This is a genomic window from Sinomonas susongensis, from assembly GCF_005877005.1.
Classification (GTDB): Bacteria; Actinomycetota; Actinomycetes; order Actinomycetales; family Micrococcaceae; genus Sinomonas; species Sinomonas susongensis.
In genome coordinates this window covers 1-16,722 of the sequence record NZ_SSNH01000017.1, presented here as the reverse complement: position 1 = coordinate 16,722, position 16,722 = coordinate 1, and the positions used below count along the sequence as shown (strand labels likewise).

General features: G+C 69.6%; 18 protein-coding genes. 8 read left to right on the top strand and 10 right to left on the bottom strand.

What is annotated here, in order from left to right:
- Positions 1-167 precede the first annotated feature (167 nt).
- Entirely contained in the window at positions 168-1,616 is a 1,449-nt protein-coding gene (locus tag E6A21_RS16775) for an amino acid permease (RefSeq protein ID WP_138445313.1), read from the top strand.
- A gap of 2 nt (positions 1,617-1,618) precedes the next feature.
- Here E6A21_RS16775 and E6A21_RS16770 read toward each other — a convergent pair whose 3' ends face one another.
- Both E6A21_RS16770 and E6A21_RS16765 read right to left on the bottom strand, forming a co-directional pair.
- On the bottom strand, positions 1,619-2,365 hold the full coding sequence (locus E6A21_RS16770) for a 3-hydroxybutyrate dehydrogenase (RefSeq protein WP_138445312.1): 747 nt from the start codon (positions 2,363-2,365) through the stop codon (positions 1,619-1,621).
- On the bottom strand, positions 2,362-3,735 hold the full coding sequence (locus tag E6A21_RS16765) for an MFS transporter (protein ID WP_138445311.1): 1,374 nt from the start codon (positions 3,733-3,735) through the stop codon (positions 2,362-2,364). The genes E6A21_RS16770 and E6A21_RS16765 overlap by 4 nt, the downstream gene beginning before the upstream one ends.
- A 217-nt stretch (positions 3,736-3,952) precedes the next feature.
- Between E6A21_RS16765 and E6A21_RS16760 the strand changes: the two genes are divergently transcribed.
- Positions 3,953-4,846 (top strand): LysR family transcriptional regulator, encoded by an 894-nt coding sequence (locus tag E6A21_RS16760; protein ID WP_246036592.1) that lies wholly within the window; start codon positions 3,953-3,955, stop codon positions 4,844-4,846.
- A 9-nt stretch (positions 4,847-4,855) separates the two neighbouring features.
- On the opposite strand, the gene E6A21_RS16755 is transcribed toward E6A21_RS16760, so the two are convergent.
- Genes E6A21_RS16755 through E6A21_RS16740 form a run of 4 tightly spaced genes read right to left on the bottom strand, consistent with a single transcriptional unit; the run spans position 4,856 to position 7,148 of the window.
- Positions 4,856-5,668: a spermidine synthase gene (locus E6A21_RS16755; RefSeq protein ID WP_138445309.1), complete on the bottom strand. Its 813-nt coding sequence runs from the start codon at positions 5,666-5,668 to the stop codon at positions 4,856-4,858.
- A gap of 25 nt (positions 5,669-5,693) precedes the next feature.
- Positions 5,694-6,089: a DUF1801 domain-containing protein gene (locus E6A21_RS16750; protein ID WP_138445308.1), complete on the bottom strand. Its 396-nt coding sequence runs from the start codon at positions 6,087-6,089 to the stop codon at positions 5,694-5,696.
- A gap of 15 nt (positions 6,090-6,104) precedes the next feature.
- A complete protein-coding gene (locus E6A21_RS16745) occupies positions 6,105-6,767 on the bottom strand; it encodes an O-methyltransferase (protein ID WP_138445307.1) in 663 nt (220 codons plus the stop codon).
- Positions 6,768-6,806: 39 nt separating this feature from the next.
- Positions 6,807-7,148 (bottom strand): thiamine-binding protein, encoded by a 342-nt coding sequence (locus tag E6A21_RS16740; protein WP_138445306.1) that lies wholly within the window; start codon positions 7,146-7,148, stop codon positions 6,807-6,809.
- Between the two features lie 136 nt (positions 7,149-7,284).
- Between E6A21_RS16740 and E6A21_RS16735 the strand changes: the two genes are divergently transcribed.
- Entirely contained in the window at positions 7,285-7,911 is a 627-nt protein-coding gene (locus E6A21_RS16735) for a TetR/AcrR family transcriptional regulator (protein ID WP_138445305.1), read from the top strand.
- 48 nt (positions 7,912-7,959) lie between these two features.
- Here the strand turns inward: E6A21_RS16735 and E6A21_RS16730 are convergent, their stop codons facing one another.
- From E6A21_RS16730 to E6A21_RS16720, 3 genes are all read right to left on the bottom strand, one after another.
- Positions 7,960-8,271, bottom strand: a complete 312-nt coding sequence (locus tag E6A21_RS16730; RefSeq protein ID WP_138445304.1) for an AzlD domain-containing protein — start codon at positions 8,269-8,271, stop codon at positions 7,960-7,962.
- Complete coding sequence (locus E6A21_RS16725) at positions 8,268-9,062, bottom strand: AzlC family ABC transporter permease (RefSeq protein ID WP_138445340.1); 795 nt, start codon at positions 9,060-9,062, stop codon at positions 8,268-8,270. The genes E6A21_RS16730 and E6A21_RS16725 overlap by 4 nt, the downstream gene beginning before the upstream one ends.
- Positions 9,063-9,141: 79 nt before the next feature.
- Positions 9,142-10,017, bottom strand: coding sequence for a glycerophosphodiester phosphodiesterase (locus E6A21_RS16720; RefSeq protein WP_138445303.1), 876 nt, complete (start codon positions 10,015-10,017; stop codon positions 9,142-9,144).
- A 53-nt stretch (positions 10,018-10,070) separates the two neighbouring features.
- Here E6A21_RS16720 and E6A21_RS16715 point away from each other — a divergent pair, with 53 nt between their 5' ends.
- Positions 10,071-11,372 (top strand): DUF445 domain-containing protein, encoded by a 1,302-nt coding sequence (locus E6A21_RS16715; RefSeq protein WP_138445302.1) that lies wholly within the window; start codon positions 10,071-10,073, stop codon positions 11,370-11,372.
- A 30-nt stretch (positions 11,373-11,402) separates the two neighbouring features.
- Here E6A21_RS16715 and E6A21_RS16710 read toward each other — a convergent pair whose 3' ends face one another.
- Complete coding sequence (locus tag E6A21_RS16710) at positions 11,403-12,155, bottom strand: hypothetical protein (RefSeq protein ID WP_138445301.1); 753 nt, start codon at positions 12,153-12,155, stop codon at positions 11,403-11,405.
- A 137-nt stretch (positions 12,156-12,292) separates the two neighbouring features.
- On the opposite strand from E6A21_RS16710, the gene E6A21_RS16705 reads away from it, so the two are divergent.
- From E6A21_RS16705 to E6A21_RS16690, 4 genes are all read left to right on the top strand, one after another.
- Entirely contained in the window at positions 12,293-12,508 is a 216-nt protein-coding gene (locus E6A21_RS16705) for a hypothetical protein (protein ID WP_138445300.1), read from the top strand.
- A gap of 238 nt (positions 12,509-12,746) precedes the next feature.
- Positions 12,747-13,547 (top strand): DeoR/GlpR family DNA-binding transcription regulator, encoded by an 801-nt coding sequence (locus E6A21_RS16700; RefSeq protein WP_138445339.1) that lies wholly within the window; start codon positions 12,747-12,749, stop codon positions 13,545-13,547.
- Positions 13,544-14,515 (top strand): 1-phosphofructokinase family hexose kinase, encoded by a 972-nt coding sequence (locus tag E6A21_RS16695; RefSeq protein WP_138445299.1) that lies wholly within the window; start codon positions 13,544-13,546, stop codon positions 14,513-14,515. Before E6A21_RS16700 ends, E6A21_RS16695 begins: the two co-directional genes overlap by 4 nt.
- A 2-nt stretch (positions 14,516-14,517) precedes the next feature.
- On the top strand, positions 14,518-16,566 hold the full coding sequence (locus tag E6A21_RS16690; RefSeq protein WP_138445298.1) for a PTS fructose transporter subunit IIABC: 2,049 nt from the start codon (positions 14,518-14,520) through the stop codon (positions 16,564-16,566).
- Positions 16,567-16,722: the final 156 nt, after the last annotated feature.

Here is a 16,722-nt window from a genome sequence, read left to right as displayed (position 1 = left end):
GCACGCGGACGACGACGAGACACACCACCGGCCGGAGCCGCACCGTCCGGGATTCCGGACATTAGGCGTCTGCGGTTGGAGACACAAGCTCCCGTGATGCCACTCACAGGCTCAGAGCCGCCCGGCAGAGTGGAAGGAATCCTTCCCAGAGACGTGAGGAATCCCCCATGCAACCTTCACCTGCCGTGCTCAGTCGCGGCCTCAACGTCCGCCACATCCGGTTCATGGCCTTGGGGTCGGCCATCGGCACGGGACTGTTCTACGGCTCGGCCGACGCCATCCAATCCGCGGGACCCGCTGTCCTCGTCGCCTACATGATCGCGGGCGCCGCGGTCTTCATGGTCATGCGCGCACTGGGCGAGATGGCGGTCCGCCACCCTGTTGCGGGATCGTTCAGCCAGTACGCGGGGCGTTACCTCGGCCCGCTGGCAGGCTTCGTGACCGGCTGGACGTATGTGTTCGAGATGGCGATCGTCGCGATCGCAGACGTCACGGCCTTCTCCATCTACATGGGCTTCTGGTTCCCAGGCACCCCGCGCTGGATCTGGATCCTCGCGGTCATCCTCATCCTCACGGGCGTGAACCTGCTGAGCGTCAAGGTGTTCGGCGAGCTCGAGTTCTGGTTCACGCTCGTCAAGGTCGTCGCGATCGGCGCCATGATCGTCGGCGGCGGAGCCCTCATCGTCTTCGGCGTGCAGCTCGGCACCCAGCACCCCGGGTTCGGGCACCTCGTGGACCACGGAGGCTTCCTCCCCCACGGCTACGGAGGACTGCTCGCAGCGTTCTCAGTGGTCGTCTTCGCGTTCGGTGGGGTCGAGACGATCGGCGTCACCGCAGGAGAGGCCGAGGACCCGAAGCGGGCCATCCCGCAGGCCGTCAACACGGTGCCCGTTCGCGTGCTCCTGTTCTACGTGCTCACGCTCACCGTGCTCATGAGCCTGTTCCCCTGGTCCGAGGTGGGCAGCCAGGGCAGCCCCTTCGTCCAGATCTTCGACGGGCTCGGGATCCCGGGTGCCGCGAACGTCCTCAACGCCGTCGTCATCACCGCCGCCCTCTCCGCCATCAACTCCGACATCTTCGGCGCAGGCCGCGTACTGTTCGGGCTCGCCCAGCAGGGGCACGCGCCGTCGTCCTTCGGGAAGGTCTCGAAGCGGGGCGTGCCGTGGCTGACCGTGGTGGTCATGACGGGCGTCCTGCTCGTGGGGGTCGTGCTCAACGCCGTGATCCCGGAGGACGTGTTCACGATCATCGCCTCGATCGCGACTTTCGCGACAGTCTGGGTGTGGGTCATGATCCTCGCTAGCCACGTCGCGATGAAGCGCGAGATCCGCCGCTTCGCGCTCGCCCCGTCCGAGTTCCCGTCGCCGCTGTGGCCGGTAGCATCGATCGCCGCGATCGCGTTCCTCGCCCTCGTCATCGGCGTGCTGGGCTGGTTCGAGGACACGCGCGTCGCGCTCGTGGTCGGTGCCGTGTGGCTTGCGCTGCTCGGCGCCGCCTACGCACTGTGGGTCCGGGGCGACGGGCGGCGCCGTCCCGCCCTGCTGGACGAGACGGCACCGCTTCCAGTGGTCGCCCCGGGCGAGCGGGCGGGCGAGGCGGCGGCCGCGAGCCGCTAGGCCTACCTCGCCGACCAGCCGCCGTCCATCGTGTAGCTCGCGCCCGTGACCATCGCGGCGTCGTCCGACGCGAGCCAGCCCGCGAGCGAGGCGACCTCCGCCGGCTCGACGAGCCGCTTGATGGCCATGTCGGTGAGCATGACCTCCTCGAGGACCTCGCCCTCGGAAATGCCGTGGGTCGCGGCCTGGTCAGCGATCTGCCGCTCGACGAGCGCTGTCCGGACGTACCCGGGGTTGATGCAGTTCGAGGTCACGCCGTGCTCGGCACCCTCGAGCGCGGTGACCTTCGACAGGCCTTCGAGGGCGTGCTTCGCCGTCACATAAGCGCTCTTGAACGCCGAGGCGCGGATCCCGTGGACCGAGCTGAGGTTGATGATCCTCCCCCAGCCGCGCTCGTACATGTGCGGGAGCGCGGCCCGGATCAGGAGGAACGGGGCCTCGACCATGAGCTTCTGGATCCGGCGGAACGCCCCGGGCTCGAACTCCTGGATCGGGGCGACCTTCTGGATCCCGGCGTTGTTCACGAGGATGTCGCAGTCGAGGCGCAGGGACTCGAGCGGCGCGGTGTCGAGGAGGTCGACCGCCCACGCCTCGCCGCCCAGTTCGGCGGCGAGCTTCTGGGCGCCATCGCCGTCGAGGTCGGCGATGACGACGGCGGCTCCCCGCTCCGCGAGCACCCTCGCCACGGCGGCGCCGATGCCGGCGGCACCTCCGGTGACGAGTGCCTTGCGTCCCGCGAGCCCGCTCATGCGCGGATCCCGGCGCCGGCAGCCCCGACGCGGGCCGCGTCCGCGGCGTCCAGCGCGCGGAGCGAGGCCCCCTTCGTCTCGCGGAGCGCAATGACGGCGGCGATGGTGATGAGGGACGCGATGGCGAGGTACACGGCCGTCGGCCACCACGAACCCGTGGACTTGAGCCATGCGGTCGCGAAGACCGGGGCGAGGGAGCCCGCGACGATCGAGGTGACCTGATAGCAGATGGACACGCCGGAGTACCGCATGCGGGTCGGGAACATTTCGGCCATGATGGCCGGCTGGCCAGAGTACATGAGGGCATGGAAGACGAGGCCCACGATGATCGTCAAGAGGATGACGCCTGTGTTCTTCGTCCCGAAGGCCGGGAAGGCCCAGAAACCCCACGTCGCCGTGAGGATCGCTCCGGCGAGGTAGAGGGGCTTGCGGCCGACGCGGTCCGCGAGGCGGCCGACCGTGAGGATCGCCACGAAATGGCACACGTGTGCTATCGCGATCACCCCGAGGATGGAGCCGGTGTTCATCTTGAGCCCGGTACCGAGGTAGACGATCGAGAACGTCACGACGAGGTAGTACATGATGTTCTCCGCGAAGCGGAGGCCCATTCCCACGAGGATCCCACGCGGGTAGCGGCGGAGCACCTCGAGGACGCCGTATCCGGCGGCCTTCTCTGCCTCGAGCTCGGCCTTGGCAGCCTCGAAGATGGGAGCCTCGGTGATCCTGGTCCTGATCACGTAGCCCACGAGGACGACGACGGCGGAGAGCCAGAACGCGACCCGCCAGCCCCACGCGAGGAACGCCCCCGAGGGGAGAGCCGTCGTCATGATCCAGAGGACGACGGTGGCCAGGACGTTGCCGACGGGAACCGCCGCCTGCGGCCACGACGCCCAGTACGCGCGGTCCTTGTCCGGCGCATGCTCCGCGACGAGGAGCACCGCGCCGCCCCATTCGCCGCCGAGGGCGAGGCCTTGGACGAAGCGGAGCAGGACGAGCAGGGTGGGGGCCCAGAGGCCGATCTGCGCGTAGGTAGGGAGGCACCCCATGAGCACGGTCGCGGCGCCGATGAGGATGATGGTGATCTGGAGCGTCCGCTTCCGGCCGAGCCGGTCGCCGATCTGGCCGAACACAACGCCGCCGAGCGGGCGGGCGATGAAGCCCACCGCGTACGTGAGGAACGCGGCGATGATCCCGTCGTACTCGTTGCCCATCTTGGGCAGGAGGATCTTGTCGAAGACGATCGTCGACGCGGTCGCGTAGAGGAAGAAGTCGTACCACTCGACGACCGTCCCGGCCATCGAGGCGGAGACGATCCTGGTCAGAAGCGGTCGGTCGGCTGCTGTGCCGACCGGGCGCTGGGTTGGGCTCATGGTTCCCTCCGGTGTCTGCTCCGACACTGCTGTCTGTCGGCCCTGCGCGGCTTTGCTGGCTGGGCCTTGCTGGTCTCGCCGTCGCTGGCCCCTGTGATGTGGGCCACGCGAACCCTGCCAGTATTCCTGCGCGATTTTGGTGCTTCAATGACCAGTACCGCAGAGTAACTGTGCGAATCTGCAGATGCGCCCTCCGACGCCCACTAGAGTGAGCGGCATGGCGTCCCCCTCCCCCGACCAGCTCCTCGTCCTCCTCGAGGTCTCCCGGGCCGGCAAGTTCACGACGGCGGGTGCGAGCCTCGGCCTCAACCACACGACGATCGCCCGCAAGATCGCCGCCTTGGAGAAGTCACTGGGGGGCCGCGTCCTCGCGAAAGCGGCCGGAGGCTGGGAGCTCACTCCCCTCGGGGCGCGGGCAGTGGGCGTCGCCGAACAGGTCGCCGACGCTGTGGCGCGCCTCGCGCCGGGGGCCGACGATCCGGTCACGGGCGTCGTGCGCATGACGGCGACGGACGGCTTCAGCGCCTACATCGCTTCCCCGGCCGTCGCGGAGCTCCGGCGCGACCACCCGAATCTCGCCGTCGAGCTCATCACGGTGACGCGCCGCGCCCTCCAGCAGCGGTCCGGTGTCGACATCGAGGTCGTGGTGGGCGAGCCGCAGGTCCACCGGGCCGAGGCGGTACGGCTCGGCGAGTACACGCTCGGCATGTACGCCTCGCGTGACTACCTCGAGCGGCACGGCGCCCCGGAGACCCCCGAGGAGCTCGCCGCGCATGGTCTCGTCTACTTCGTCGACTCCATGCTCCAGGTCGACGACCTCGATGCTCCCCGCCGCCTCGCCCCCGAGATGCGGGACGGCCTCACGTCGACCAACGTGTTCGTGCACGTCGAGGCGACCCGCGCGGGTGCGGGAATCGGCTTCCTGCCATGCTTCATGGCAGACCGCCACGACGATCTCGTCCGGCTCCTCCCGGGCTACTTCCAGGAGCAGCTTCCGTACTGGATGGTCCTGCGGCCGGACTCGATGCGGAAGCCCGCGGTCGCCGCCGTCGTTGACGCGCTCAAGCGCAAGGTGGCGGAGGCGCGGCCCGTCCTCATGGGCGCCGGCTGAGCTCGGGCGTCACGCCGGATCGTGGCGGGGGGTCGCTCTGCCGATCCAGCTTCTTGCCTCTGCGTCGTCCCAGAACTGCGCAGGCACTCCTCCGCCGAGGAGACGACGACGCAGCGCAGCCGAGCCTTCGAGAGGCGAATCGCTCCCCGCGAGGATGATGTTGCCGTACCGGCGCCCCTTGAGCATCGCGGGGTCCGCGACCACGGCGACGTAGGGGAAGACCTCGGCGATCGAGGCGGCCTCTTCCCGGGCTGTGACCTGGTCGGGCGCGCTGCCGATGTTGGCGACGAAGAGTCCGCGACCGTCGAGGAGCCGGGCCGAGGCGCGGGTGAATTCCACGGTGGTGAGGGGGTACGGGGTGCGGGAGCCGGAGAAGACGTCGCGGACGATGAGGTCCCTTGTGCCGGGAGTGAGCGACTCCGTGACCTCGCGCGCCTCCCCGACCCGGAGCCGCATGAGCGGAGCCTTCGGGAGATCGAACCAGTTCCGCACGTACTCGGCCAGCTGGCCGTCGAGTTCGACGACGACCTGCCGCGCGTGCGGGTAGCGTGCCGCGAGGTATCGCGGCATCGAGCAGCCGCCCCCGCCCTGATGGAGTGCGCGGAGCCGGTCTGTTGTCTCTGGCGGGAAGTGCTCCTCGACGAGCGCGACGATCCAGCGCATGTACTCGAAGTCGAGGCGCAGCGGATCGCTCAGGACGACGTGGGAGCTCTGGACGCCATTGATCTTGAGGAGCCAGCCGTCCGACGAGTCCCCGTCGCGCTGCAGCTCCGCCGTGCCCGTGTCGATCGGGTAGAGGCCGGGAACCGGACGGGCATTCATGGGTCCACGCTAGCTCTAGATCGCCTCAGCCGCCGCGACTGGTGCGTCGCCAGCCTCCGGCGCGGTTGTTCGCGATGACCGCGCGGAACATCGCCAGGAGGGCGCCCCGGTTGATCTCGTCGTCCCGGTAGATCTGGACGGCCCGAGCCGTGGAGTTCCCCTGGCCCTGGTTGATGATGCCGTCCGGATCGGGGACCGTGGGGTCGTAGATGAAGACATTGACGTGGTCTTTCGCGGCCAGCAGAGCGCAGATGTTGCCCTGGAGCACGAAGTACGGCTGCACCGTCCGCTTGATGGTCTCCTCGACCTCGGCGTCGGCCTCGCGCACCACGGCGCGCACCTCGCGGCAGATCGCCTGCTGCCACTCGGGCAGCCGGTCGATGTACTCGTCGACGCGGGGGTCGGGTTGAGTGGGTGCCATCAGCGATTGCCGAACCTACTTCACGACGGCGAGCGCGAAGCCGTCCCAGCCCTTCGAGCCCACGGTCTGGACGACGGTCGAGTCGAACGGCGGGCTGCCGAGGAGCTCAAGGGCCGCGATGATCCCTGGGGCGTTCGTCTCGTCCATCTGCGGGTCGAGCAGCGCCCCCTCCCACACCGCGTTGTCCAAGACGACGACCGTCCCGGGTCGCCCCAGTCGCACGGCCCATTGGAGGTAGTTCGTGTCGTTCTGCTTGTCGGCGTCGACGAAGACGAAGTCGTACGGTCCCTCGAGAGTGGGCAGCGTCTCGAGGGCGGGCCCGACGTGGATCTCGACTCGGTCCTGCAGGCCGGCGGCGGCGACGTTGGCGCGGGCCACCTCGGCATGCTCGGGAAGGTACTCGAGCGAGTCCAGTCGGCCCCCTTCGGGGAGCGCCTGGGCCATCCAGATCGTGCTGTAGCCCGCGAGGGTGCCGATCTCGAGGACTCGCCTCGCCTGGCTCATCCGGACGAGGAGGTGGAGCATCTTTCCCGCCGTCGGCTGCACCTCGATCGTCGGCATCCCTCGCTCCGCAGCGGTGCGCAGCGCCCGTTCGTGCTCGGGCCCCGGCTTCACGACAGTCGAGGTGAGCCAGCGTTCGACGTCGATCCATTTGGACTGGGGTGCGTGCTCGGCCATGTCGCTCAGTCTGGCCCCGCGGGAGGACCGGCGCAACGCTCAGGAAGACTGTTCGGCGATCGCCCGCTCGAGCCGCTCCACCTTGCCCTCGATCTCCCCCGTGTGCCCGGGGCGGATGTCCGCCTTGAGGACGAGCGAGACGCGCGTCCCGTAGCGGCCGACGGCCTCGGTCGCCCGCCTGACGACGTCCATGACCTCGTCCCACTCGCCCTCGATCTCGGTGAACATCGAGCTCGTGCGGTTCGGCAGCCCGGACTCCCGCACGACCCTCACGGCCGCGGCGACGGCCTCGTGGACAGAGTCGGAGGGAACGTCCGACGGCGCGCGTCCGGCTTGGGAAGGCCGGTCACCGGAGGGCGAGACAGAGAATGCGACGATCATGGGCCCAGTCTTCCACGCTCGGGCGGAGCAGCGGCGGGGGGCCAAGCTGGCTATTCCGTGCGAAACAGGCGAGATTTCCCTGAGAGTTCAGCTTCACATAGACGACACTCCCACTCTCGATAGCTACCGTGGAGGAATGCAGTACGAAGGCGCCTGGCGGAAGCCCATGCGGGCGGACGCGGCCCGCAATATCGAGAAGATCATCACGGCCGCGCTCGAGTGCTTCCGGGAGGACGGCCCCAACGTCTCCCTCAAGTCGGTTGCCGACCGGGCGGGCGTCGGGCCCGCCACCCTGTTCCGGAACTTCGCGGACAAGGAGGAGCTTGTCCTCGCGGCGATCGAGCGGCAGATCAAGGTCAAGGTTGAACCCGTGGCGGAAGAGGCCCTCGACAACCCGGACGCCGCCGCGGGACTCGTGGAGGTCCTGAGCGCCGTCATGCAGGTGGCGAACGACGAGCACCACCTGCTCTCCGCCGTCGCCGGCCGGCGCCAGCTCCTCGTAGGGCTCGCCGGAAAGCTCATCGAGTCCCTGGGTGTCCTGCTCAACCGGGGACAGGAACAGGGCACCCTGCGCGAGGAGCTCCGCCTGCTCGATATGGTCCGCCTCGTCGCGATGCTCATCGGAGTCGGCGACACTGTGGCTCCTGGTTCCATGGCATGGCTCCGATACGTGGCCCTCGTCGAAGACGCCATCCGCACGCGCCGTGAGCCACGGCCCCTCCCCCCGCTCGAGGCCATCCCCGAGGTGGATCTGCCGCTCTGATCCGCGCCTCCGCGTGGGGGCCCCGCACGCCTGCGGCGGCCGCGCGGGTCAGCCCCAGCCGAGCAGCCGGAGTCCCGCGGCGACTGCCGCTCCGACGATGACCACGACGAGGAACGGCGCCCGCAGGATGAGCGCCACCGCCGCAGCCACGAGCGATCCGACCCGCGCGTCGAACGCGAACGACTGGCCGCTCGCAAACGTGTTGACGGCCGTGAGCGAGGCCAGCAGTCCGATGGTCACCGTCCCCGCGACGCGGGTCATCCGCTCGTTCTCCATCCACCGCCGCGGCACGAGGTAGCCGAGAAGCTTGATGGCGTAGGCGGCCGCGCACGAGGCGACGACCCAGAACCACAGGTTCATTCGCCGCCCTCCTGTCCCGGCTCCTTCTTCGTCCGCTTCTGGGGCCTCGTCCGGTTCTGTGTCTTCGTCGGGTCTGCGGGCTCCCGATGGCCGCCCAGATGGTGCGCATACGGGTCGACGTCGGGCTCGAGGCCCTCCGTCTCGAGCGGGCGCCCTGGGCGCGTCCGCGAGTGGCTCATCCAGCCGAGGGCTGCTGCCACGAGCGCGGCGACCAGGATCGGGACGCCGGGCGGCAGGAACGGCACGGCCAGCACCGTCGCGAGGGCGCAGACGACCGCAATCGCCGCGGGTTCGCGTCCCTTGAGACGGGGCCACAGGAGCCCCAGGAACGCCGCGACCGCGGCGCCGTCGAGGCCCCACTGCTTCGGGTCGCCCAACGCGTTGCCAGCGAACGCGCCAACGGCCGTGAACAGGTTCCAGAGCACGAAGACCCCGAGTCCCGCAGTCCAGAACCCCCGGCGCTGCTCGAGGCGGTCGCTCTGCCCCGACGCCGTCGCGGTCGACTCGTCGATCGTCACATGCGCCGCGGCGAATCGCCTCCAGCCGCGGGGGCCGAAGATGGCATTGAGCTGCATCCCGTAGACGGCGTTGCGGATCCCGAGCAGTGTTGCCGCCGCGCCTGCCGCGGCGCCTGAGCCCCCACCGGCGATCACGCCGATGAACGCGAACTGGGAGCCGCCCGTGAACATGAGCAGGCTCAGGGCCATGGTCTGCAGAATGCTCAGGCCCGAGGCGACGCCGAGGGCGCCGAAGGAGATCCCGTAGAGGCCCGTGGCAACGGCGATGGACATTCCGATGCGGAACGCCGGCGAGCGCCGCAGCGGCACCGGGCCAGCGCCGTCGTCCGCTTCCCTTCCGTCAGCGAGCCCGTCATGCAACTGCCGTGACCACCTGTCGAAGCACCTCCGCGGGGCGGTTGGTCGTGATCTCCTGCACCCCGACGGACAGGCAGAGTTCGACGTCGTCGGGCTCGTCGACGGTCCAAACCCGGAAGCGCTGGCCGGCGGAGAGCCAGTCGCGGACCCGATTGGGGTGGGTGCGCACGTAGCCGATGCCGGGCCCTGCCATGCCCGTCCTGCCGCTGTCGATGATCGCTTCAGCCTCGGCCTGCGCGGCTTTGAGGACGTTCGCCACGGCCCCGCCCGTGAAGCGTCCCAAGGCCAGGTCGGTCCGGACGTCCTCGACCTGGACGTCGTCGACGAGCATGCACACGTGCTCTGCGGGGACGCGCTCGAGCAGATGCCGGATGGCGTCGGCGTCGAAGCTCATGAAGCTCACCCGGATATTGCCCAGACGGGACGAGCTCGGCTCCCAGCCGCGAGACTCGAGAAGGGCGAGCACGGTGTCCTCGAGCCGAAGCTGGTAGGGGCTGGGATGCTTGAGCTCGATCGCGAGCCCGATCTCACGGCCGGCGCCGGCGAGGAGCTCCAGCAGCTCGGGCAGCGTCAGGAGCTGCTGGCTCACCGCACCGAACTCGACCGGAATGCGGGCGCCCTTCCATGAGGAGAAGTCGAGGTCACGGAGCTCGTCCAGAGTGCGGTCCGCGACGGACCCGGTGCCGTTCGACGTGCGGTCCAGATTGGGGTCGTGGAGGAGGACGACGTGCTGGTCGCGGGTGAGGTGGACGTCGCATTCGACGCCGTCGGCGCCGTCCTCGAGGGCCTGGAGGTACGCGGCGCGGGTGTGTTCGGCGAACTGGGCGCTGGCCCCGCGGTGGGCATACACGAGAGGGCGCTCGTAAGTCATAGCCCTACGCTATCGGACCTGCCGGCTTGCGATTCCCCGAGTAGGGTTGGCCTATGGTGACGCTCAATCGGGCCGAGAGCCGGAAGACGGGCCGGACGGCCGAGCTCAGCCCCGCGGACGCCGAGCGCGCGGAAGCCCTGCGCAGCATGAAGACGCTGGCCCTGAGCCTCCTCATCGCCATGGCCGTCGTGTTCGCCGTCGCCTTCGCGCTCCAGCGCCAGTTCGCGTGGCTCGAGTACGTCCGCTCGGCGGCAGAGGGCGGCATGGTGGGCGCGCTGGCTGACTGGTTCGCCGTCACAGCGCTCTTCAGGCACCCGATGGGCCTCAAGATCCCCCACACGGCGATCATCCCCCGCCGAAAGGACCAGATCGGCTCGGCCCTCAGCGGGTTCGTCGAGGACAACTTCCTCTCCGCCGACGTCGTGCGGGACAAGCTGGACTCCGTCGACATCGCCCGCAAGGCCGGTTCGTGGCTCGCCACGCCCGCGGGCGCCGAGCGCGTGGCGAAAGAGGGTGCGGCGGCCATCCGCGGCGCGTTCACCGTCCTCAACGACGACGACGTCCAGGCGGTCATCGAGTCCCTCGTCCGCAAGCACCTGCTCGCGCCCCCGTGGGGGCCGCCGATCGGGCGCCTCGCGGAGCGGGTGTTCGACGCCGGCCACCACCACCGCCTCGTCGACCTCCTCGTGGACCGGGCAGCCGATTGGGTCGCAGCCAATTACGGGACCGTCACCCACGTCGTCACTGACCGCTCTCCCTCATGGGTCCCGAACTTCGCGAACGAGCTCGTGGGCGACAAGGTCTACATCGAACTCTCCAAGTTCGTCGCTGCGGTCCAGAGCGATCCGAACCACCAGGTGCGGGAGTCCATCGACAAGTACCTCAAGGACCTTGCCCGAGACCTGCAGTCCGACCCCGAGATGATTGCCCGCGCGGAGAACATCAAGGGCCAGATCCTCGGCGATCCCGAGGTGCGCGACCTCGCGCGGCGTACCTGGACCACCATCAAGCACGCGCTCCTGGACGCCGTCAACGACCCGCAGAGCGAGCTCTACCACCGCTTCACCACCGCCGTGCGGGACTTCGGCACGCGGCTGGTCTCGGACGAGGAGCTCGCGGGCAAGGTGAACAAGTGGATAGCTGACGCCGCGGGCTACGCGGTGGCGACGTACCGCTCGGACATAGCCGGCGTCATCGAGGACACGATTGCGCGCTGGGACGCCGAGGAGACCTCCCAGAAGATCGAGCTCCAGGTAGGCCGGGATCTCCAGTACATCCGGCTCAACGGCACCGTCGTGGGCGCCCTCGCGGGGCTCGTCATCTACACGATCGCCCACGCGATCTTTGGGGGCTAGCGGCGCGAGGGGACTGGACCCGCGAGGGGACTAGACCGCGAGCTCCCCCGGCAGCACGTCCGGTGCCGTGCCGAAGGCTGCGCGCGTCGAGCGGATGACGGCGCGCCCCATCGCACGGTTGCCGAAACCGCCGACGACTGCCCCGACCCCGAACGGCAGGGCCCGGCCGATCATCGCGCCGGTCTGGCGGCGCACGAGCCACTTGACGAAGCGTTTGCGCACCTGACGCTGCACGAGCCGGGCGGTGGGTCCAGGGATCGAGCGGTTGATCGCCGCCCCCCACGCGGCGTTGGGTGTACCGCGGTCCCCGACGGCATGGCCCGTGAGCTCGCTGAGGAGTGCGGTTCCCTCCTCGCCGAGCATGATCGCCATGACCGTCGTACGGGCGCGGTCGGGGTCGTCGAGGTGTACGCCGTGCAGCTCCGCGATCGAGGCGGCGTAGAAGGCGGTGGCCTCGAGGAAGCCGACGGTCGCCACCGCCGAGAGGCCCAGCGACGTGAGCGTGCCGATTCCGGGGACGGCGGCCGTGCCGCCGATCGCGGCCCCTCCGCCGACGACGGCGCGCAGGTAGTCCCGGTCGAGGCGCCGGCCGAGCTCGGCCGCCGTCAGGTGCGGGTAGCGTCGCCTGAGCCTTTGGAGGTTTGCCAGGACGAGCGGGCGCTGGACGTCCACAGCCCGCAGTATCGCCCGCTGGAGGCCCGGGCGGGCATTGCCCTCGCGGTCGAACATAGCGCCGCGGGCCGTCGTCCCGGCAATGCGGAGTGCTGAATTCTTCCTCGCCATCCACCCAGCGTAGCGGCGGGCACCGCACTCGGGAGAGACGCCGGAAGCGAACAGGGGTACCCCGTTTGAAAGCTTTCGCTGCGGGTAATGCACGATCATCGAGTGCAAGTTGCACCCGCCAACCAGAGGAGTGAATCATGCGAATTGGTTCATCGATCGTTCTCATCGCGCTGGGTGCCATCCTGGCGTTCGCGCTGGCCCCAGGGCTGATCCCCTACGTCAACCAAGTGGTGATCGGGTACATCCTCATGGTGGTCGGGGTGCTCGGACTCATCGTGTCGCTCATCATGGCGGCCTCGACGCGCCGCACCGTCGTGCATGGGCGCGCGGGTGTAGACGATTTGGACGTGTGACCCCCGAGACTGTTTCCCCAGAGCCCAGAGAAACCGTGGAGCCCGGCCCAGTGCCGGGCTCCACGTGTGTCTGGCCATCCCGTCCTCGTGCGCCTCGCTGCAGCTCATCTGTGTTTGTGTTGGAACCCATTGACAAAGCCACATAAACGCAGATAGAGTCAATCAAACCAAAGTTGTTGTGATGCACGCCACATCTGTTCGAGGATGGGTGCACGAGGACAAGGACGTTCGGATGCAGATGTTCGCCGAGGAACGGCAGCGGCTCGTGGCGGCGCGAGTCGCCGAAGCCGGCCGCGTGAGCGTGACAGAGCTTGCCGAGCGCTTCGCGGTCACGACGGAGACCGTCAGGCGGGACCTCGCCTCCCTCGAGCAGGCAGGCGTCCTGCGCCGTGTCCACGGAGGAGCCGTCCCGTCCGACAGCGTGTCGACGACCGAGACCACCCTCTCCGAACGCCTCGTCCAGCACCTCCACGAGAAGCACCTCATCGCAGAGGCCGCTGCAGAGCTCGTGGCCAGCAGCCGGCCGGGCAGCATCCTGCTCGATGCGGGCAGCTCTACAGAGGCACTCGTCGACGTCCTCCTCGCCCAGACGGGCCGGCGCAACCACGCCGCGGAGCAGGTCGTCATCACGAATGCCCTCCCCCTCGCGGACAAACTCGCGGGCAGTCCCTCCCACGCCGTCCATCTCCTCGGAGGCCGCATCCGCGGGCTCACGAGGGCCGCCGTCGGGCAGGAGACGGTCGACGCCGTCGAACGCCTCCGCCCGGATCTCGCCTTCATCGGGACCAACGGCGTGCACTCGGCCTTCGGGCTCAGCACCCCGGACAGCGAGGAAGCCGCGGTCAAGGAGGCCTTCGTGCGGGCGGCGCGTCGCGTCGTCGTCCTCGCCGACGCGAGCAAGCTCGGGGTCGAAACCCTCGTCCAGTTCGCGCGGCTCGACCAACTCGATGCGCTCGTGACCGACGCCGATCCGTCGCCGGAACTCGCGACGGCGCTCGAGCGGGCTGGAGTGGAAGTAGTGAAGGCAGGCAACCGATGATCGTGACACTGACCGCCAATCCGAGCCTCGACCGGACCGTCGAGCTCGGCGGCCCCCTCCTGCGGGGCGAGGTGCAGCGCGCCGTCGCCGTGCGGCAGGAGTCAGGCGGCAAGGGAGTGAACGTTTCGCGTGCCCTCGTCGCCTCGGGCCTCGAGACGCTCGCCGTGCTCCCCGGCGACCCGGGCGACCCGCTCCTCGCAGGCCTCGAGGCGACGGAAGTGCCGTTCGCGGCACTCCCCATCGACCAGGCCCTCCGTTCCAACGTGACCCTCACGGAACCCGGCGGCGTAACCACCAAGGTCAATGAGCCCGGACCGGAACTCAGCGCGGACCAGCAGGAGCAGCTCCTGAAGCTCCTCGTGGAGCAGTCGAGCGGGGCGGCCTGGGTCGTGCTCGCGGGGTCCCTGCCGCCGGGCGTCCCGGCCACCTTCTACACGTCGGCCGCCGAGCGCCTCCGCGCAGAATTCGGCGCCGACGCCCCCAAGATCGCCGTGGACTCCTCCGGGGCTCCGCTCGCCGCCTCGCTGGGCGGCCGTCCGGACCTCCTCAAGCCCAACGCGGACGAGCTCGCCGAGCTCGCAGAGCTCGTAGGCCTCCCCGACCCCGGCACCCCGGCGGAGCTCGAGGCCTCACCCGAGCGGGCGGCCACCGCCGCACGCTCCCTCGTCGACGCCGGTGTGGGGGCAGTGCTTGCCACGCTCGGCGCGAAAGGTGCCGTCCTTGTGACGGCCGACGGCGCGTGGCTCGCCACGCACGCCCCCATCCGGGCCGTCAGCACCGTGGGTGCCGGCGACTCCTCACTGGCCGGGTACCTCCTGGCCGACATCGGCGGAGCGGACGCCGAAGGCCGCCTCCGTCAGGCAGTCGCGCATGGCGCGGCCGCCGCCTCCCTGCCGGGATCCACCGTCCCGGCTGCCAACCAGACCGATCCCTCAGCCGTGACCGTCACGGCTCTCACGAAGGACTGACCATGACCGAACTCATCAGCCCGGAGCTGGTCCTGCTGGACGTCGCCCTCGGCGACGCTTCGGCCGACGTGATCCGGCAGCTCGCCCAGGCCGTCGTCGACGACGGCCGCGCGACCGGCGTCGACGGCCTCTTCGCGGACGCCTACGCCCGCGAGCAGAAGACGGCCACCGGTGTCCCCGGCGGCATTGCCATCCCCCACTGCCGGTCCGAGGCCGTCACGGTTGCGTCCCTCGCGATGGCCCGCCTCTCGCGGCCAGTCGACTTCGGCGCCAAGGACGGCCCCGCGGACATCGTCTTCTTCATTGCGGCCCCCTCGGGCGCTGACCAGGAGCACCTCAAGCTCCTCGCCAAGCTTGCCCGGAGCCTCATCAAGAAGGACTTCACGGCCTCCCTCCGCGCGGCCCGCACGCGGGAGGACGTCGTCGCCCTCGTGAACGAGGCGCTCGGCCTCGGCAGCTCGGATGCCGCCGCCGCGCCCGCCCAGGCCCCGGCGACCGATGCCACCCCGACCGCCGCGGCCGCGGCCCCCACCGCAGGCAAGCATCGCCAGCTGGTCGTCGCGGTCACCGCGTGCCCGACGGGCATCGCCCACACGTACATGGCGGCCGACTCGCTCGTCGCCGCAGGCAGGGAGAACGGCATCGACGTCATCGTCGAGACCCAGGGCTCCGCCGGCACGACGCCGATCCCCCAGACCGTCATCGACAACGCCGACGCTGTCGTGTTCGCTGTCGATGTCGACGTCCGCGGCAAGGATCGCTTTGCGAGCCTCCCCTACGTCCAGTCCCCTGTGAAGCGGGCCATCGACGAGCCGCTCGTCATGCTCCACGAAGCGCTTTCCACAGCGGCTGACCCGAACGGGCGGCGGCTCCCGGCAGCCGGCGGAGCCCGGGTCGAGGAGCCCGAGGGCCGTGAGTCGGTCGGAGGGAAGCTCAAGCGAGCCCTCCTCACCGGCGTGAGCTACATGATCCCGTTCGTCGCGGCCGGCGGCCTGCTCATCGCACTCGGCTTCCTCCTGGGCGGCTACGACATCACGAAGTACGCGGACACGATCGTCGTCAAGAACAACGTGTTCGACCTGCCGTCGCAGTTCGGCCCGCAGGCCTGGGGCCCGCTCGGCGCCTACCTTGGCGCGGTCCTGTTCAAGATCGGCAGCCTCTCGCTGGGCTTCCTGGTCCCGGCCCTGGCCGGCTACATCGGGTATGCCCTCGCCGATCGTCCCGGCATCGCCCCCGGCTTCACGGCCGGTGCGGTCGCTGGCTTCATGGGTGCAGGCTTCCTCGGCGGCATCGTCGGCGGTCTCCTCGCCGGCTACACGGCGCACTGGCTCGGGTCGTTCTCCGCGCCCAAGTGGCTCCGCGGCCTCATGCCCGTCGCGATCATCCCGCTCATCGCATCCATCATCGCGTCAGGCCTCATGTTCGTGGTGCTCGGCGGCCCCATCGCCTTCATCACGACCGCGCTCAACAACTGGCTCTCCGGAATGTCCGGCGCAGCAGCCGTCGTGCTCGGCATCATCCTCGGCCTCATGATGTGCTTCGATCTCGGAGGCCCGGTCAACAAGGTCGCCTACTCGTTCGCCGTCGCCGGCCTCGGCGCCGCGAGCGCAACGAACCAGGCTCCGTACCACATCATGGCTGCCGTGATGGCTGCCGGAATGGTGCCGCCCCTCGCCATGGCCCTCGCGACCGTCCTCTCACCGAAGACGTTCAACGCGGCCGAGCACGAGAACGGCAAGGCTGCCTGGCTTCTCGGCGCATCCTTCATCTCCGAGGGTGCCATCCCGTTCGCAGCGGCCGATCCCTTCCGGATCATCCCGGCCTCCATGCTCGGCGGCGCGGTGACGGGCGCACTCAGCATGGCGTTCAACGCGGGCTCGAAGGCTCCGCACGGCGGGATCTTCGTCTTCTTCGCGATCGACAACTTCATCATGTGGGTCATCTCGATCGCGGTCGGCGTCGCGGTGACGGCTCTGGCGACGGTGGGCCTCAAGCGCTACGTTGGCAAGAAGGCCCCCGCGGCCGCCGAAGCGCAGCCTGTCGCCGCCTGACAAGCGGAGAAAGTTCAAGGTCAAAGATGCAGCAGTTTCACGGTGTGGGTGTGACGGCGGGGCGTGTGGTGGGGCCGGTGCTGCAGATGCCGGCCCCGGTGCGGGAGCCCGCGGCGGGTCCGGTGCCGGGGGCCTCGGCCGAGGCCGAGGCGGAGC

Coding starts and splice junctions, on each gene's coding strand:
- E6A21_RS16775 (WP_138445313.1), top strand. CDS start 168: ATGCAACCTTCACCTGCCGTGCTCAGTCGCGGCCTCAACGTCCGCCAC.
- E6A21_RS16770 (WP_138445312.1), bottom strand. CDS start 2,365: ATGAGCGGGCTCGCGGGACGCAAGGCACTCGTCACCGGAGGTGCCGCC.
- E6A21_RS16765 (WP_138445311.1), bottom strand. CDS start 3,735: ATGAGCCCAACCCAGCGCCCGGTCGGCACAGCAGCCGACCGACCGCTT.
- E6A21_RS16760 (WP_246036592.1), top strand. CDS start 3,953: ATGGCGTCCCCCTCCCCCGACCAGCTCCTCGTCCTCCTCGAGGTCTCC.
- E6A21_RS16755 (WP_138445309.1), bottom strand. CDS start 5,668: ATGAATGCCCGTCCGGTTCCCGGCCTCTACCCGATCGACACGGGCACG.
- E6A21_RS16750 (WP_138445308.1), bottom strand. CDS start 6,089: ATGGCACCCACTCAACCCGACCCCCGCGTCGACGAGTACATCGACCGG.
- E6A21_RS16745 (WP_138445307.1), bottom strand. CDS start 6,767: ATGGCCGAGCACGCACCCCAGTCCAAATGGATCGACGTCGAACGCTGG.
- E6A21_RS16740 (WP_138445306.1), bottom strand. CDS start 7,148: ATGATCGTCGCATTCTCTGTCTCGCCCTCCGGTGACCGGCCTTCCCAA.
- E6A21_RS16735 (WP_138445305.1), top strand. CDS start 7,285: ATGCAGTACGAAGGCGCCTGGCGGAAGCCCATGCGGGCGGACGCGGCC.
- E6A21_RS16730 (WP_138445304.1), bottom strand. CDS start 8,271: ATGAACCTGTGGTTCTGGGTCGTCGCCTCGTGCGCGGCCGCCTACGCC.
- E6A21_RS16725 (WP_138445340.1), bottom strand. CDS start 9,062: ATGTCCATCGCCGTTGCCACGGGCCTCTACGGGATCTCCTTCGGCGCC.
- E6A21_RS16720 (WP_138445303.1), bottom strand. CDS start 10,017: ATGACTTACGAGCGCCCTCTCGTGTATGCCCACCGCGGGGCCAGCGCC.
- E6A21_RS16715 (WP_138445302.1), top strand. CDS start 10,071: ATGGTGACGCTCAATCGGGCCGAGAGCCGGAAGACGGGCCGGACGGCC.
- E6A21_RS16710 (WP_138445301.1), bottom strand. CDS start 12,155: ATGGCGAGGAAGAATTCAGCACTCCGCATTGCCGGGACGACGGCCCGC.
- E6A21_RS16705 (WP_138445300.1), top strand. CDS start 12,293: ATGCGAATTGGTTCATCGATCGTTCTCATCGCGCTGGGTGCCATCCTG.
- E6A21_RS16700 (WP_138445339.1), top strand. CDS start 12,747: ATGTTCGCCGAGGAACGGCAGCGGCTCGTGGCGGCGCGAGTCGCCGAA.
- E6A21_RS16695 (WP_138445299.1), top strand. CDS start 13,544: ATGATCGTGACACTGACCGCCAATCCGAGCCTCGACCGGACCGTCGAG.
- E6A21_RS16690 (WP_138445298.1), top strand. CDS start 14,518: ATGACCGAACTCATCAGCCCGGAGCTGGTCCTGCTGGACGTCGCCCTC.